Source organism: Roseibium suaedae (assembly GCF_900142725.1).
GTDB lineage: Bacteria > Pseudomonadota > Alphaproteobacteria > Rhizobiales > Stappiaceae > Roseibium > Roseibium suaedae.
Genome location: NZ_FRBW01000003.1, coordinates 1 through 14,963 on the forward strand (window position 1 = coordinate 1; position 14,963 = coordinate 14,963).

Genomic DNA, 14,963 nt, shown 5'->3' on the forward strand with positions numbered 1-14,963 from the left:
CTTGATGAGCGCTTGTCTCGCTGGGTGCGCAAGCCCTGAGGGAAGTTTCTGCGAGGTGTCGCGCCCGATCTATCTGGATAGCATCGCAGGCAAGTCTGTCGCGGAGAAGCGGGCGATCCAGTCGCACAACGAAAAAGGTGAGGCCCTTTGCGGCTGGGAGCCGGTTCATGACTGACACTGTGAATACGGCGCTGATGAAGATGATGGACGAGGGCTTCCGGGAAGTCCGTTCCATTCTGGCTTCGCAGCAGGAGACCGCCTCGGAAAGCCGCAGGCGCCTCTATGCAAAGCTGGAAGAAATGTCGGGCGAAATGCTGGCGCTCAAGAGCCGCGTTGATGCGGTAGAGCGGAGTATCGAGGCGTCTGGACCGACGCTTGCGGAAGTCCGCCAGTATCAGCTTCAGGTGCAAGGGGCAGGGCGGCTGGGTCGATTCCTTTGGTGGGCGGGCGGCGGTCTCTTGACCATCGCATTTGCGCTTTACTCGTGGCGCCAGGTCATCGCGGAGTTTCTCAGAAAATCCTAACAGTCATCCAATCATTGGCTAAACGATCAGACGTCGCGGCAAGGCCAGTTTACAGTATTTTCCCCATCCAAGTTACCTGCATTTGGTGCTTCATATTGACTTGGTGGTGATGGGGCATACTGTATCTAGTGTTCGAGGTCTGACGATTCTAATGAGTTGTCAGCTAAGAGGGAAGCCGGTGCGCTTTGTCTTTGAGGCAAATCCGGCGCTGCCCCCGCAACTGTGAACGGTGAGCCGTTGTCCAAAAGCCACTGGGATATCCCGGGAAGGTGGATGACTTAGCTTTGACCCGTGAGCCAGGAGACCTGCCTTGGATGAAACACGTCAGCGGACGGTGGGTCCGGGCGACGCTTGAAGGTGTGTGCCTCACACATGCTCTCTTGTCCCGCCTGCCGTTCAGATTTCGATATTCTTCGGGGTGCAAGAGACATGACCGTCATCGTTTACAGCAAGCCTTCCTGCGTTCAATGCAATGCGACCTACCGTGCGCTCGATCAGCGCGGCGTCGACTATACCGTCATCGATCTAAGTGAAGACACGGTTGCCTTCGAGCACGTGCAGTCGCTCGGCTACAGGCAGGTCCCGGTTGTCGAGGCACTGGGCGAGCACTGGGCTGGGTTCCGTCCGGACAAGATTGCAGCGCTGAGCTAGGTTCTTGGCACAGCTCGTCTATTTTTCGAGCGCTTCGGGAAACACCCATCGGTTCATCGAAAAACTAGGAAGTCCGGCGTTCCGCATTCCGCGGCACAAGTCGGAAGCGCTTCCCTATGTCCGTGCGCCTTTTGTCCTGATCCTGCCGACTTACGCGGATGGAGAGGGCCGGGGAGCCGTGCACAGCCAGGTGATCCGGTTTCTGAACGATGCGCCGACGCGATCCTTCCTGAAAGGCGTCATTGCCTCCGGCAACCGCAATTTCGGGGCCTATTTTGCCCATGCAGGAGATGTTGTGTCGAAGAAATGCGGCGTTCCACTGCTCTACCGTTTTGAGCTTGCCGGAACCGACACCGATCTCCACCGCGTCCAACACGGGATGACAGAGTTTTGGAAACGACAGTCCTAGACCGTCCGGCAAGCCCGGCGGCAAACCTCGACTATCATGCGCTCAACGCGATGCTGAACCTCTATGACGCAAACGGCAGGATCCAGTTTGATGCCGACCGTCAGGCAGCGCGCCAGTATTTCCTCCAACACGTCAACCAGAACACGGTTTTCTTCCATTCCCTGGAGGAGAAGCTCGGCTATCTGGTGCGTGAGGGGTACTACGAAAACGAGGTGCTGGAACAATACGACGAGGCCTTCGTCAAGGCGATCTTCGAGGCGGCCTATGCGCGCAAGTTCCGCTTTCCGGCCTTCCTCGGCGCCTTCAAATATTACACCAGCTACACGCTGAAGACCTTCGACGGAAAACGCTACCTGGAGCGCTTCGAGGACCGGGTGGTGATGGTTTCTCTGACACTGGCCGCCGGCGACGAGGATCACGCCATGCGGCTGATGGACGAGATCATTTCCGGCCGGTTTCAGCCGGCGACGCCGACCTTCCTCAATGCTGGCAAGAAGCAGCGCGGCGAGCTGATCTCCTGCTTTCTGCTGCGTCTTGAAGACAACATGGAATCCATAGGGCGCGGTATCAATTCTGCACTCCAGCTTTCCAAGCGCGGCGGCGGCGTGGCGTTGCTCCTGACCAACATCCGCGAAGCGGGCGCGCCCATCAAAGGGATCGAGAACCAGTCATCCGGCGTCATTCCGGTGATGAAGCTTCTGGAGGACAGTTTCTCCTATGCCAACCAGCTCGGCGCGCGCCAGGGTGCAGGAGCAGTCTATCTCAACGCCCATCACCCGGACATCCTGCGCTTCCTCGACACCAAGCGCGAGAACGCGGACGAGAAGATCCGCATCAAGACCCTCTCACTCGGCGTCGTGATCCCGGACATCACCTTCGAACTCGCGAAGGAAGACGACGACATGTACCTGTTCTCGCCTCACGATGTGGAGCGGGTCTACGGCACGCCGTTTTCGCAGGTTTCGGTCACGGAAAAGTACCGTGAGATGGTCGATGATCCACGCATCCGCAAGAAGAAGATCCGGGCGCGCAGTTTCTTCCAGACCATCGCCGAGATCCAGTTTGAGAGCGGCTATCCTTACGTCCTGTTCGAGGACACCGCCAACCGGGCCAATCCGGTTGACGGGCGCATCAACATGTCGAACCTCTGCTCGGAGATCCTCCAGGTCAACGAAGCGTCAGAGTTCAACGACGACCTTTCTTACAGCTATCTCGGCACGGATATTTCCTGCAATCTCGGGTCGCTGAACATCGCCAAGGCAATGGATGGCGGCGACCTCGGTGCAACTGTCGAGACTGCGGTTCGCGCCCTGACCGCCGTCTCCGACATGAGCTCAATCGAGAGCGTTCCGTCCGTGCGCCGTGGCAATGACGAAAGCCATGCCATCGGTCTTGGCCAGATGAACCTGCATGGCTACCTAGCCCGTGAACGCATCCATTATGGTTCGAAGGAGGGTGTCGACTTCACAAGCATGTATTTCTGCGCGGTCGCCTATCACTGCATCCGGGCTTCCAATGCCCTGGCGCGCGAACGCGGCAGGAGCTTCAAGGGGTTCGAGAAAAGCAGATACGCCGACGGTTCCTTCTTTGACAAATACACCGAGCGCGGGTGGAAACCGAAAACCGGTAGGGTAAGGGAACTGTTCGAGGAGGCGGGCATCGATCTTCCGACGCAGGCGGACTGGCTGGCGTTGAAGGAGGCCGTCATGGCGGACGGGCTCTACAACCGGAACCTCCAGGCCGTTCCGCCAACCGGCTCCATCAGCTACATCAACAACGCCACATCCTCGATCCACCCCATTGTCTCGAAGGTCGAGATCCGCAAGGAAGGCAAGATCGGCAGGGTCTATTATCCGGCCGCCTACATGACCAACGACAATCTGGAGTTCTACCGGGATGCCTACGAGATCGGACCGGAGAAGATCATCGATACTTACGCGGCTGCGACCGAGCATGTCGACCAGGGCCTGTCCCTGACGCTTTTCTTCCGCGACAGCGCGACGACACGGGATGTCAACCGCGCCCAGATCTACGCCTGGAAGAAGGGCATCAAGACCATCTACTACATCCGCCTGCGCCAGATGGCCCTTGAGGGCACGGAAGTGCAGGGCTGCGTGTCCTGCTCGCTTTAGGGAACCTTGATCATGACCATTCACACCCCCGTATCGCGTCTCGCGCGCAAGGTGCCCAAGGCCGTCAACTGGAACCGGCTTCAGGACGACAAGGATCTGGAGATCTGGAACCGCCTGACGGTCAATTTCTGGCTGCCGGAAAAGGTTCCGCTTTCCAACGATATCCAGAGCTGGGCAACGCTCCACGAGGACGAGCAGCAGCTGACCATCCGGGTCTTCACCGGCCTGACCCTGCTCGACACGATCCAGAATACGGTCGGCGCCCCTGCGCTGATGGCCGATGCGCTGACACCGCACGAGGAAGCGGTTCTTACCAACATTGCCTTCATGGAGGCGGTGCATGCGCGCAGCTATTCCTCTGTGTTCTCGACGCTTTGCCGCACAGCCGACGTCGATGAGGCCTTCCGTTGGTCGGAGGAAAACGAATTTCTCCAGGCAAAATCGCGTCTGATCCTGGGTGAGTACGACACGGCTTCCTCGCCGCTGAAGAAGAAGATCGCCAGCGTCTTCCTGGAGAGCTTCCTATTCTATTCGGGCTTCTATCTGCCCATGCACTGGTCTAGCCGGGCAAAGCTCACCAACACGGCCGATCTCATCCGCCTGATCATCCGTGATGAGGCCGTTCATGGCTATTACATCGGCTACAAGTTCCAGCGTATGCTGGAACGGTTGCCGGAGGCCGAGCGCCAGGAAATGAAGGACTTCTCCTTCGCGCTGATGTTCGATCTCTACGAGATCGAGAGCCGATACACCGAAAGCCTCTACGATGGTGTCGGGCTAACTGAAGATGTGAAGCATTTCCTGCACTACAACGCCAACAAGGCACTCATGAATCTCGGCTACGAACCGCTCTTTCCGGACAGCGTGTGCCAGGTGAACCCGGCGATCATGGCGTCCCTGTCGCCGAACGCGGACGAGAATCACGACTTCTTCTCCGGATCCGGTTCGTCCTATGTCATCGGCAAGGCGGTCGCGACAGAAGACGAGGACTGGGATTTCTGATGAGGCTTTTCTTCAATGCACTGATGATGGTGTCTTTGACGTCAGGCCGCGAAGTTTGATACCCGAACGAAGCCCTTACCTAGTCCGCTTAAGCAACATCAAACTTGCGTATCATGTTTGGGAACCGTGACAAAAAGGGTGTTCTGGAAGTTTCCAAGACCCAAAACCTGGAGATCTAAATGACGGCAAAGTCCCGACCGGCCCCTGATCAGGATGGCTCCCTGGCAAGTATGATTGAATGCCATGGCTTGATCTTGTTCACTGAGAATTATGAAGACTGCGTGTCTTTCTATCGTTTTAAACTAGGTCTGCCGCTGTGGTACGAGAAAGATGGTCTGACTTGCTTACATTTCGGTGATGGATACCTGATGATTGAGACGGGCGGGATCGCCCGCAAGTCTCGAAAAACCGTTTCCGAGAACCCGACTGCGATCCGATTTAACGTGCAGGACGTCAAGGCTGCGGCCCAGAGATTGGAAAAGCAGGGCGTCGACGTACGTATCAATGAGTATAGTTGGGGAACAACTGGCAGCTTCGTTGATCCAGATGGCAATGTTTGCAGTCTAAAGAACGCTGATGATCCTTACTTCAAAGTTAGCTAAAATATAATCAGCCGTTCTCATCCTCCGGAAAGAGGCGGGGCAGGGATGACCCGCGCCATCTCTGGCCGGACGTCGCCAGGATCATCAGAGAATGCGATCCCGAATGGGTCTTCTGCGAAAACGTCGAAGGACATCTGGACCGTGGATTTGAAGAGGTCGCCGGGGACTTTCAGGCAATGGGCTATAGCGTCAACGCGGGATTGTTCTCGGCGGTTGAAGTTGGCGCGGCCCACATCCGGAAGAGGCTCTTCATTCTGGCCCACGCCGACCATAAGCCTCTACTGCTGCCGGACGGATGTCCTTATCGATCAGGGAGCGTTTCGTTTCCGGACGGCGACCGATCAGAAGGGCAGCCAGCATTCGATCGGGAATGCCGCAAGGGTATGGTCGGTGTTCTGGATGACTGCGCAGACCATGGGGCTGAAGCCCTCTCAGGCTCTGATCTCCCGATCTTCGCACCCGCTCCATGTGACCTTGATGCCTGGAACACGCACCTGTCCCGGGGACTGGACCTTCAACCCGAACTTTTCCGACTGGCTGATGGGCTGGCCAATCGGGTGGAGCGATCCAGGGCAGCCGGTAACGGGGTTGTCCCGCTGGCTGCAGCGCATGCGTGGCGAAATCTCAAGGCTGAGCATGTTTAGATGCGGTAGCTGACGGCTCCTTGCTGCCGTTAAGATCTTGGCTGACCCACTTCCGCCTAGCGTCGCCCACGCAGTCGTTTACCGGCTGATGCGGATTTCCTGAAAGCGGTCAGACCATTCGGCAGGAATTGATTCGGCGGCCACCTGCGTTGCTAGTCGAATCACAAGAAAACGTGCATAAGTTTCCAGTTTTTCGATCGGCTAAAGTAGATTCAGTAGACAACATGGCGAAGGCGAAAAAAAACAAATCGATCAGTGAAGAGGCGAAGCTTGCAGCGGAGCAGGCCGTCATCGCCATCTCGAGGCAGGTAAAATTCAACGTCGCGGAATATCCGGTATCGATGTACGTGAGCAGGTTCAAGGATGATGTTAGCGATCGATATTTCGTTCCGGAATACCAGCGCAATTTGGCCTGGAACGACGAGCAGAAGTCTCAGTTTGTGGAATCGTTGTTGGTCGGCCTCCCGATCCCGTTCATGTTTTTCTATCAGACCCCAGAAGGACGCATGGAAATCGTGGACGGTTCGCAGCGCATGCGCGCGATGCGTTCGTTTTTGAAGGAAGGTCTGCGGCTCAGCGATCTGGTATTGGTACCCGAACTCAATGGCTTTTCGTTTTCCGATCTACCTAGCGATCGGCAGAATAAGCTCGAAGATATCACGATCCGCACGATCCTACTTGATACGGACACCGATCCGGCGACACGCGCGGAGATGTTCGCGCGCATCAACAGGACGGGTACGATGGCCAATGAGGCGGAGATACGCAGGGGCTCGCTCCCAGGTCCTGTTACTAGCCTGATCCAGGAGCTTGCCGAGTCGGCTCAGTTCGTTGAGGCCACACCTCTTACCGAAAAGGCTGTCGCGCAGCGCGAGCGTGAGGAACTGGTGACGCGGTTCTTCGCTTACCTCAACAGGAACGACACACCGGATGGCCGCTTTCCGGGATACCGCGACCGGCCGAAGAAATTCCTGTACGACTATCTAAAGGAGGCGAACACGGCAGCCACGGCCGATCCTACGATCGTACCCGCGATGCGGGAGGAATTCGTACGAATGCTAAATTTGGTCTCGGCTTCTTTTCCGCTCGGCTTTCGCAAGACCAAGACCGCGAACACGGTGCCGCGCGTCCGGTTCGAAGCGATCGCTGTCGGCTCAGCACTTGCGTTGCGGCAAGACCCCGACGTAGTCGTCGCGCCAGAGGTGGTTGCGGACCGGATGGTCGCAGCAAACTTCGACAAAATCGTCGTGTCCGATGGAGCGAACGTGCGCTCTAAACTCGAGGGGAGGATCGATCTCGGCCGGTCGCTCCTGATCGACGAATGACAGATCTACATGCGACCCTTGCCGAACGTAGGCAGGAATTCGAGGGCCACCTTGCATTCGCGGCTGCACTCGACCGACGCCTGATTGAGGGGGACACAATCTCAATCGGCGAGATGGCCCTGTCGGCACGGCACCTCTTGACGATCAAGTCGGGCCTCATCGTCCATCTCTACAACGTTGTTGAAGCGACGATGACGAAGGTAATCGAAGAGATCGGCAAGGAAGTGTTAGCGGTTCCACCATCACAGTGGTCGCACATCACCGTCAAGGAATGGCTTCGTCACTATGCTGCGATCGGCGTGGATGGAAACGAACACACGAGGCTTGAGGTCGTCCATGGAGCGGCATTAAAACTCCTTGCTAGGGAGCCAATCGAGCACTCTAAATTCAAGAAGCCCTCCGGCACCTGGTCCGACAAGGTCATCCTGGAGTTCTCTCGACGGCTTGGCGTGAACTTTCCGCTCAATGCGCAGATTGCACCGCGCATCCAGCCATCGCCGAAATACAGGGATATGACGCCTTTGGAATTCCTCGCCGATCGAAGAAACGCTATCGCGCATGGGCGGCGTACGTTCGAGAACGGTGCGAACGACCTTACGCTGCCCGCGATTGCAGAGCTCGCTTCAGTGTCCCTCGACTATCTGGTGCTGGCGGTGACGGCGTTCGAAAACTATATTGTCCAGAAACAATTCAAAACAGCCGATGCATAAAGTAGAGCAACCAATAATTGTAGCGGTCGACCTCTTCTGCGGAGTAGGGGGGCTCACCTATGGCCTGCAATCGTCTGGCATCGCGGTGAAACTCGGCGTCGATATTGATCCCGACTGCGCCTATGCCATAGAGCATAATTCCGGCGCGACTTTCCTGGAGGCCGACGTCGCTTCGCTTGATGAAGGGATCATTACCGGCGCGTTCGAGAACGCGGAAGTCAGTCTCCTGGCGGGATGTGCTCCATGTCAACCCTTCTCGACATATTCCCGCGCGGCGAAGCAGAAACACGGTGATGCGGCGGGAGAGAACCGCAGCAAGGATTGGCGCCTTGTGGAGCACTTCGCCAATCTTGTCGAGCGAGTCCAACCGGATCTGGTGACGATGGAGAACGTGCCTCCCTTGGCGCAGCAACCCGTTTTTGGGCTGCTCCTAGAGAAGCTTCAAGGGTATTGGGTGGATTGGCGGATCGTAGAGTGTCAGGCAATCGGCCTTCCTCAAACTCGGAAGCGCCTCGTGCTTGTCGCGTCCCGGCTCGGGCCAATTGCCATTCCCGATTTCGAGAAACCTATCCTGACGGTCCGCGCTGTGATCTCAGAGCTTCCAGAACTGGAAGCCGGGGGACAGGATCCCAATGATCCGCTGCATCGCGCGAGCAAGCTGAGTGCCGTAAATCTGGCAAGAATACGCCACTCGAAGCCGGGGGGGACATGGCGCGACTGGCCGGAGGACCTAAGGTCCTCGTGTCATCTTAAAGAGACCGGAGCAACTTATCCGTCGGTGTATGGAAGGATGCAGTGGGATAAGCCTGCGCCAACCATCACAACCCAGTGTTTCGGTTACGGCAACGGTCGATTTGGCCACCCAGAGCAGGATCGGGCTATCAGTCTGCGAGAAGCGTCGATGCTCCAAGGCTTTCCCAAGGACTACTCGTTCCTACCGAACGAGAAAAGCGCAAGCTTCGACAAGCTCGGCCGTTTGATCGGCAATGCGGTTCCGGTCAAGCTTGGACAAGTCATTGGCGAATTGTTCTCGGACCATGTCGCTAAAATTCGCCTGCACAGGTTAAAGCATTGACGTGGTGCCGCAGGCTCGTCCCATGGTCTTCAAGTCTGAGCTGCTTTTCCGTGTTTTACGTTTCCTTTATCTGAAAAGGAGTGGAAGATCCCCGAGCATGGGCCATGGCTAATAGCGAAAACACCGTTCACACCGTGCGCGGTTTCCAGGCCGCAAGCGCGTCAAAGATGTTCAAACGTATGCCACACACAAATTTCCTGACAGTCCCGCCAACCATGTTGTTAGTTCTTTCAAAGCCAGTTCACTAGACCCTGATTCCTTAGACCAGACAGTCTGCAAAAGGCCTCTTTCGGTAATTAGTTCCGACCACAGCGAACGTCCGCTCTCCGCCGTGTCTAGACCTTGGAGCAGAGCGTATCGAACGGTCGAATACGGAAGCTGAGGGCGCAAAGCAGCCGGATGATAGAGCTGGAAACCCAACTCTGCCTCTCAATGCTTTAGTTTGAAACTGGGTGCCAAGTGAAGTTGCGCGCTACACTTTGTGGCCCAGAATGTGACCCATTTTGTGACCCAGTGTGCAGATTTTTGAGCCTAAGGTGCAGGCGCTTTCTGCAAAAATCACTTTAAAATCAATAATTTAAAGGAAAAACGAGTGGCGGATGGGGTGGGATTCGAACCCACGGAACGCTTCCACGCTCGGCGGTTTTCAAGACCGCTGCCTTAAACCACTCGGCCACCCATCCGTTGCCTTCCGTTTCATATCTTGTGAGCGGCTTGTCAAGCACTTGCGGGCAAAGAGCTGCAATTCCTGACAGAAATCCCCGGAAGGGCTGCCCAAAAGAAAACAGCTCCCGGGATCCTGGGCTGTGGATCCGGGGAGCTGAGCGAAGGCTGCTGGTTCCCATTCATGGTGGGCAGGGTTGAGAACCAGCAGCTCTAGCCGGTGTGGCCGGCGGTCTTCGGGAGTGGGCTGCCCCGTCGACAGAAACAACTCTAGGAGGCGGAGAGATTCTCGACTGTGACCTGCGTCACACCTTTGCGCCTTGTCAGTTTTGCCATGGCGTTTCCCGCTGCGGCGATCTGTCCCTGCCAGTGAAACGGGCGCCAAGGCACTTTCAGGTGAGGCTTGAAAGACCCGGAAAATGCGGAAATTCGTGCGGTTTTTCAGGTGGCTTGAGGGGAGGCGGGGGCAAAATCCTGCCGGGCGGTCAAAGGCCTCTCGACGGGATGTTCATGATGGGTTAATGAGTTTGATATCTACATGATTGCTGTGCGCTCTAGCGGGGGCTGGGTGCATTGCCAGTGTGGGATGTCCAAAGACATTTTCCGGAGCTTCCGGAGGTCAGATTCAGCAGTCGAGGCGCGTCACGGACGCGCGGCCTGACTGGGCAGGGATGTTCTGGTGTCTGGCAGCAGGAAGCATGTGTTTGAATGCGTGTGCATGGGGCCGCCAGCGCGTACGAGGTAGGACGGCAGAATGCAGGATAGGAACGACCCGTTTGAGCTTCAGGCGAAGGCGCCTGAGATGCAGCAGGCAGGCAACGTTGTGTCCTCTTCTCCGTCACAGATAAAAACTGCGGGACCAGTGGCAGAAAAAACCAGATCCTCAGCAAATTCCAGTGTGTGGTCGATGCTCCGCACCGTGTCTTGCGTCATTGTCGCTGGCGGGATCGTCGCGGCTTGCGGCACCACCGAGCAGACCACTTCCAAGTTCAGCCCGAAGAAATACGGTGTGAAGGGCAGCCCGCGCGTCGTGGCTGATGGACAGCCCGTTCCCAAGGGCGGCGGACGCTCCATCGTCGGCAAGAAGTACAAGGTTGCGGGCAAGTGGTATTATCCGACCGAAGATCCGGACTATAAGGCAGTCGGCCTTGCTTCCTGGTATGGTCCGACGTTCCATGGCCGCCAGACCGCAAATGGTGAAGTCTTCGACAAGCGCGCGATCACCGCTGCGCACACCACCATGCCGCTGCCGTCCTATGCCCGCGTGACCAACATGAGCAATGGCCGCTCGATGATCGTGCGCGTCAATGATCGCGGCCCGTTCCATGGCAACCGCGTGATCGACCTGTCCGAGCGGGCAGCCAATCTTCTGGGCACCAAGGCAGCCGGTGTTGCCAAGGTGAAGGTCGAGTATGTCGGCCCGGCCCGCATGGATGGCCGCGACGAGCAGTATCTGCTGGCCTCCCTGTCCGGACCTGGTTCCGTGGCTCCGGGTGCGACCATGCCGGGAACCATGCTGGCACAGGCAACGCCGCCGGCTCCGGTGGCTCCAGAAGTGCCTGTTCTCAGCTATGGTTCGACGGCACCGGCTCCGGCACCGCGTCCTTACTTTGATGCGCTTGTGCAGGTGGCCTCCGCGACCCCGGCTCCCGCCTATTCTGCTGGCGCGTCCTATGACGTTGCCTATGATCCGGCGATTGCGTTTGAGGCAACGGCGACCAACGTTCAGGTTGCTTCCGCCAACACCTTCTCCGCGCCTGTCATTTCCACCGGTTCGCCGGTCGTCGAAACGACTCCGGCCGCTTATGTCGAACCGACGGCTCCGGCCTCCGGCTCTCTCGGCGTGCTGCGGATGCCGGCAAACGGCCAGATGTCGTCACTCATGACTGGCAGTGCCGTGTCTTCCTATCGGGCGGACAGCCGGATCAGTGCAGCCCATGAGGCGGCCGCGACCTTCAGTTCCGGTTCCATTCCGCTGGCACAGCTCGTGAAGCTGCAGCAGGGAAGCTGAGACGGGCTGAAAGGCTGAAATCAGAAAGGCGGTCTGGATCCCTCCGGCCGCCTTTTCTTGTTTCTGGCCGGCAATCAGGTCTATTGTGCCGGCATCTTGTGGCAAGGTGGAGGAAGTGCGTGGGGGCTCTTCGCAAAAACGACCGCGGGTTATTCGCCCGGTGCCGTCAAAAGGCCGGGACGTTGTTCAAAGGGGTGGCGGCCATGGCCGTCTTTGCAAGCGGCAGTCTGTCCGTGCAGGCAGAAACCCTTGGCACCCGTGCGCCCATTGCCTTTCTCTATGCGCCGGCGACCGACACAAGCCTCTATCTGAAGGATGCGGATACCGGGTTCGAGCCGGGCTCTCTCGTCAAGGTCATGACGGCGGCTACCGTGTTCGAGGCCTTGTCTTCGGGTGAAGTGACGCCCGAGACCACTTGCAAGGTTAGCGAACACGCCTGGCGCACGGGCGGTGCGCCTTCCCGCCGGGCGACGATGTTTGCGGCGATCAAGTCCGAGATCCCGGTGATGGATCTCCTGCGCGGCCTCCTGATTCACAATGCCAATGATGCGGCCATCGTCTTGGCCGAGTGTCTGGATGGCAGCGAGGAGGCCTTTGCCGGGCGCATGAACACGCTGGCGGCCGCCCTTGGGATGAAGGGCAGTCATTTCGTCAATCCGACCGGCTATGGCGAATTGGAAAATCCGGATGGCAAGGCCGAGGCAAACAGGACGACGGCGCGGGACATGGCGATGCTGGCCAAAATGATCCTGGACCAGCACAAGTCCTACTATCCGCTGTTCTCCGAACTCGAGTTTACCTGGAACAACATCTTCCAGCGCAACAAGAACCCGCTTCTGGGCGAGATTCGCGAGCTGGATGGTCTGGGGGCAGGGCAGGCCGCCAGCGGCTTCTCCGGGCTCGCCTCCGTGGAGCGCAATGGGCGCCGAGTGATCGCGGTTGTGGCGGGCCTCGCCGATGAAAAAGCCAGACTTGCCGCCATGAAGGAAGTGGTCGAAGGCGCCTGGGACTATTTCGCGGTTCAGCGAATCTTTGCCAGGGGCGAGACGGTGACCGATGCCAAGGTCTTCGGTGGCACGGCGTCCTCGGTTCCCTTGCGTGCTGTTTCCGACGTGGATGTGCTGCTGCCTCGCGGCGGCACGCTGGACTATCGCCTGAGGGTTGTCTATTCGGGTCCTTTGAAGGCTCCCGTCAGGATGGGCACTCCGTCCGGCGAGATTCAGGTGCTCGGAAATGACGGCATCGTCTACCGCGCTCCGCTTGAAACAGCGGGTGAGGTTGATGAAGGCAGTCTCGAAGAACGGGCGCTTGGGGCGGTCAGTTATTATCTGTTCGGCTGGTTCTGAGGGCGGAAAAGATCCCGCCCGGATAGGAGCCTGCTTGGAGCAGCACAGGATTGGGCAAGACGTGCAGGGACGGTTCATAACCTTTGAAGGCGGCGAAGGGGCAGGCAAGACCACCCAGATCAAGCGCCTGAAAAGCTATCTGGAAGACCGCGGCCACAAGACCATTGTCACCCGGGAGCCGGGCGGCTCGCCGGGTGCCGAGAAGATCCGCGAGATGCTGCTTTCCGGTGCGGCCCGGGATCTGGGGCCGCGCGGCGAAGCCATGCTGTTTGCTGCGGCCCGTGCCGATCACGTTGATCATACGATCCTTCCCGCGCTGGAGCGCGGCGAATGGGTGTTGTGCGACCGGTTTGCAGATTCCACCCGCGTCTATCAGGGTGAAGCCGGTGTGGATCCGGCCTATCTCGACCTTCTGGAGACGGCTGCAGTTGCAGGTGTCCGGCCGGATCTGACCATCCTCATCGATGTACCGCCGGAGATCGGTCTTCAGCGGGTGAATTCCCGGGCCGCGGAAACGGCTTCCGGAGGTCCGGACCGTTTCGAGGCGGATGATCTCAAGGTTCATGAGCGCCGCAGGGTGCTGTTTCTCGAACTCGCCAGAAGCCATCCCCAGCGCTTTGCCGTGATTGACGGGCGGCAGGATGCGGACAAGGTAACAGGGGATATCCGGAAGGCAGTCGAAGCTCATTTCGCGCTGGAAATCGGGGAGGGTGCCCATGGCCCGCGCGACTGAAGTGATTGAAGCGCCGGAAGTCGATTCACTGCCCGGCATCCCCTTGCCCCGTGAGCGGGCCGTGCTGGTCGGCCACAGGGATACGGAGCAGGAGCTTCTGGACGCCTATCGATCGGAGCGCCTGCATCACGCCTGGATCCTGGGTGGCCCGAAAGGCATTGGCAAGGCGACGCTGGCCTATCGTTTTGCCCGGTTTGCCATCGCCAATCCGGACAGGTTTGGAGCGGCAGTGGCTGCGGCCCGTGATCTCAGCGTGCCGGAAAATCATCCGGTCTTCCGCCAGATTGCTCAGGGCGCCAATCCGAATCTTCTCCATCTGCGCCGCCCCTGGGACGAAAAGGGCAAACGGTTCAAGACGGAACTGCCGGTCGACGAGATTCGCAAGACCGTTTCTTTCTTCGGCACGACCGCGTCTGCCTCCGCCTGGCGGATCTGCATCGTGGATGCGGCGGATGACATGAACATCAGCTCGGCCAATGCCTTGCTGAAGATTCTGGAAGAGCCGCCTGCACGCTGCCTGTTCCTCGTTCTCTCCCATGCGCCGGGGCGCCTTCTGCCAACGATCCGCTCCAGATGCCGCCGGCTCGACATGTCGCCCTTGAGCGGCGATGAAATCGCTGAAGGTCTTAAAGGCCTGTGCCCGGAGGATTTGCCGGGTTCTGCGGAAATGGCCGACCTGATCCGGTTTGCCGATGGCAGCCTTCGGTCCGCGCTGACGCTTCTGTCCGGCGATGGTCTGGCGATCAACCGCGGGTTTGTTCAGCTTGCCGAACAGGCGCCCAATGTGGACCAGGCCGCTCTTCACGGGTTGGCTGATCTGGTCAGTGCCCGAGGTCAGACAGACAACTGGGAAAGCTTCCTGCATATTGCCCGCCAGTGGCTGCACCAGCGCATGCGGGCTGGCGCTCAGACGGGGACGCCGCAAGGTGCTGGTGAGGGTAACCGGCAAGGCCTCGGGCGTCTTGTCAGCTGGGCCGACATGTGGGAAAAGATGAACCGCGCGGCGGCGGATGCCGACGCACTCAATCTCGACAGGAAACAGGTAGTTCTCGACGTGTTCCGGACCCTTTCCCAGGTCATGCGAATGCCCCGGTAAGGGCACGAAGCGGAGCTGCCCCAAGAGCTCCCGAACCCTG

At 58.4% G+C, this 14,963-nt stretch carries 13 protein-coding genes, 1 tRNA gene, 1 pseudogene and 1 riboswitch; of the genes and pseudogenes, 14 read left to right on the forward strand and 1 reads right to left on the reverse strand.

Features of this window, described 5'->3' with window-relative positions:
* The first annotated feature begins 167 nt into the window (after positions 1 to 167).
* The 10 genes and pseudogenes from BUA94_RS13685 (at position 168) to BUA94_RS13730 (ending at position 9,074) form a co-directional block, all read left to right on the forward strand.
* A complete protein-coding gene (locus tag BUA94_RS13685; protein ID WP_073013908.1) occupies positions 168 to 524 on the forward strand; it encodes a hypothetical protein in 357 nt (118 codons plus the stop codon).
* A gap of 118 nt (positions 525 to 642) precedes the next feature.
* Positions 643 to 851, forward strand: a riboswitch (cobalamin riboswitch).
* Positions 852 to 953: 102 nt separating this feature from the next.
* The gene (nrdH, locus tag BUA94_RS13690; protein ID WP_073013909.1) at positions 954 to 1,175 is read left to right on the forward strand and encodes a glutaredoxin-like protein NrdH; all 222 of its coding nucleotides are present in this window, start codon (positions 954 to 956) and stop codon (positions 1,173 to 1,175) included.
* Positions 1,176 to 1,179: 4 nt separating this feature from the next.
* Positions 1,180 to 1,584, forward strand: a complete 405-nt coding sequence (gene nrdI / locus BUA94_RS13695) for a class Ib ribonucleoside-diphosphate reductase assembly flavoprotein NrdI (protein WP_073013910.1) — start codon at positions 1,180 to 1,182, stop codon at positions 1,582 to 1,584.
* On the forward strand, positions 1,566 to 3,716 hold the full coding sequence (nrdE, locus tag BUA94_RS13700) for a class 1b ribonucleoside-diphosphate reductase subunit alpha (protein ID WP_073013911.1): 2,151 nt from the start codon (positions 1,566 to 1,568) through the stop codon (positions 3,714 to 3,716). Before nrdI ends, nrdE begins: the two co-directional genes overlap by 19 nt.
* Positions 3,717 to 3,728: 12 nt before the next feature.
* Positions 3,729 to 4,718, forward strand: coding sequence for a class 1b ribonucleoside-diphosphate reductase subunit beta (gene nrdF / locus BUA94_RS13705; RefSeq protein ID WP_073013912.1), 990 nt, complete (start codon positions 3,729 to 3,731; stop codon positions 4,716 to 4,718).
* Between the two features lie 179 nt (positions 4,719 to 4,897).
* Entirely contained in the window at positions 4,898 to 5,320 is a 423-nt protein-coding gene (locus tag BUA94_RS13710; RefSeq protein WP_139251136.1) for a VOC family protein, read from the forward strand.
* Positions 5,321 to 5,340: 20 nt separating this feature from the next.
* Positions 5,341 to 5,964: pseudogene (locus BUA94_RS23815) on the forward strand (DNA cytosine methyltransferase); the annotation flags it as partial.
* 224 nt (positions 5,965 to 6,188) lie between these two features.
* On the forward strand, positions 6,189 to 7,289 hold the full coding sequence (locus BUA94_RS13720) for a DUF262 domain-containing protein (protein WP_073014364.1): 1,101 nt from the start codon (positions 6,189 to 6,191) through the stop codon (positions 7,287 to 7,289).
* The gene (locus tag BUA94_RS13725) at positions 7,286 to 7,999 is read left to right on the forward strand and encodes an MAE_28990/MAE_18760 family HEPN-like nuclease (protein ID WP_073013915.1); all 714 of its coding nucleotides are present in this window, start codon (positions 7,286 to 7,288) and stop codon (positions 7,997 to 7,999) included. The genes BUA94_RS13720 and BUA94_RS13725 overlap by 4 nt, the downstream gene beginning before the upstream one ends.
* On the forward strand, positions 7,965 to 9,074 hold the full coding sequence (locus BUA94_RS13730) for a DNA cytosine methyltransferase (RefSeq protein ID WP_235860599.1): 1,110 nt from the start codon (positions 7,965 to 7,967) through the stop codon (positions 9,072 to 9,074). Before BUA94_RS13725 ends, BUA94_RS13730 begins: the two co-directional genes overlap by 35 nt.
* 593 nt (positions 9,075 to 9,667) lie before the next feature.
* On the opposite strand, the gene BUA94_RS13735 is transcribed toward BUA94_RS13730, so the two are convergent.
* Positions 9,668 to 9,757, reverse strand: a tRNA-Ser gene (locus tag BUA94_RS13735).
* A gap of 887 nt (positions 9,758 to 10,644) precedes the next feature.
* Between BUA94_RS13735 and BUA94_RS13740 the strand changes: the two genes are divergently transcribed.
* The 4 genes from BUA94_RS13740 to BUA94_RS13755 all read left to right on the forward strand — a co-directional run bounded on the left by BUA94_RS13740 (position 10,645) and on the right by BUA94_RS13755 (position 14,923).
* A complete protein-coding gene (locus tag BUA94_RS13740) occupies positions 10,645 to 11,748 on the forward strand; it encodes a septal ring lytic transglycosylase RlpA family protein (RefSeq protein ID WP_073013917.1) in 1,104 nt (367 codons plus the stop codon).
* A 203-nt stretch (positions 11,749 to 11,951) separates the two neighbouring features.
* Positions 11,952 to 13,094, forward strand: a complete 1,143-nt coding sequence (locus BUA94_RS13745) for a D-alanyl-D-alanine carboxypeptidase family protein (protein WP_073013918.1) — start codon at positions 11,952 to 11,954, stop codon at positions 13,092 to 13,094.
* A 61-nt stretch (positions 13,095 to 13,155) separates the two neighbouring features.
* Positions 13,156 to 13,827, forward strand: coding sequence for a dTMP kinase (tmk, locus tag BUA94_RS13750; RefSeq protein WP_073013919.1), 672 nt, complete (start codon positions 13,156 to 13,158; stop codon positions 13,825 to 13,827).
* Positions 13,811 to 14,923, forward strand: a complete 1,113-nt coding sequence (locus BUA94_RS13755; RefSeq protein WP_084082031.1) for a DNA polymerase III subunit delta' — start codon at positions 13,811 to 13,813, stop codon at positions 14,921 to 14,923. Before tmk ends, BUA94_RS13755 begins: the two co-directional genes overlap by 17 nt.
* Positions 14,924 to 14,963 lie beyond the last annotated feature (40 nt).

Bases quoted from the DNA above. Each gene is read 5' to 3' on its own strand.
- BUA94_RS13685 (WP_073013908.1), top strand. From the start codon at position 168: ATGACTGACACTGTGAATACGGCGCTGATGAAGATGATGGACGAGGGC.
- nrdH (WP_073013909.1), top strand. From the start codon at position 954: ATGACCGTCATCGTTTACAGCAAGCCTTCCTGCGTTCAATGCAATGCG.
- nrdF (WP_073013912.1), top strand. From the start codon at position 3,729: ATGACCATTCACACCCCCGTATCGCGTCTCGCGCGCAAGGTGCCCAAG.
- BUA94_RS13710 (WP_139251136.1), top strand. From the start codon at position 4,898: ATGACGGCAAAGTCCCGACCGGCCCCTGATCAGGATGGCTCCCTGGCA.
- BUA94_RS13720 (WP_073014364.1), top strand. From the start codon at position 6,189: ATGGCGAAGGCGAAAAAAAACAAATCGATCAGTGAAGAGGCGAAGCTT.
- BUA94_RS13725 (WP_073013915.1), top strand. From the start codon at position 7,286: ATGACAGATCTACATGCGACCCTTGCCGAACGTAGGCAGGAATTCGAG.
- BUA94_RS13740 (WP_073013917.1), top strand. From the start codon at position 10,645: ATGCTCCGCACCGTGTCTTGCGTCATTGTCGCTGGCGGGATCGTCGCG.
- BUA94_RS13745 (WP_073013918.1), top strand. From the start codon at position 11,952: ATGGCCGTCTTTGCAAGCGGCAGTCTGTCCGTGCAGGCAGAAACCCTT.
- BUA94_RS13755 (WP_084082031.1), top strand. From the start codon at position 13,811: ATGGCCCGCGCGACTGAAGTGATTGAAGCGCCGGAAGTCGATTCACTG.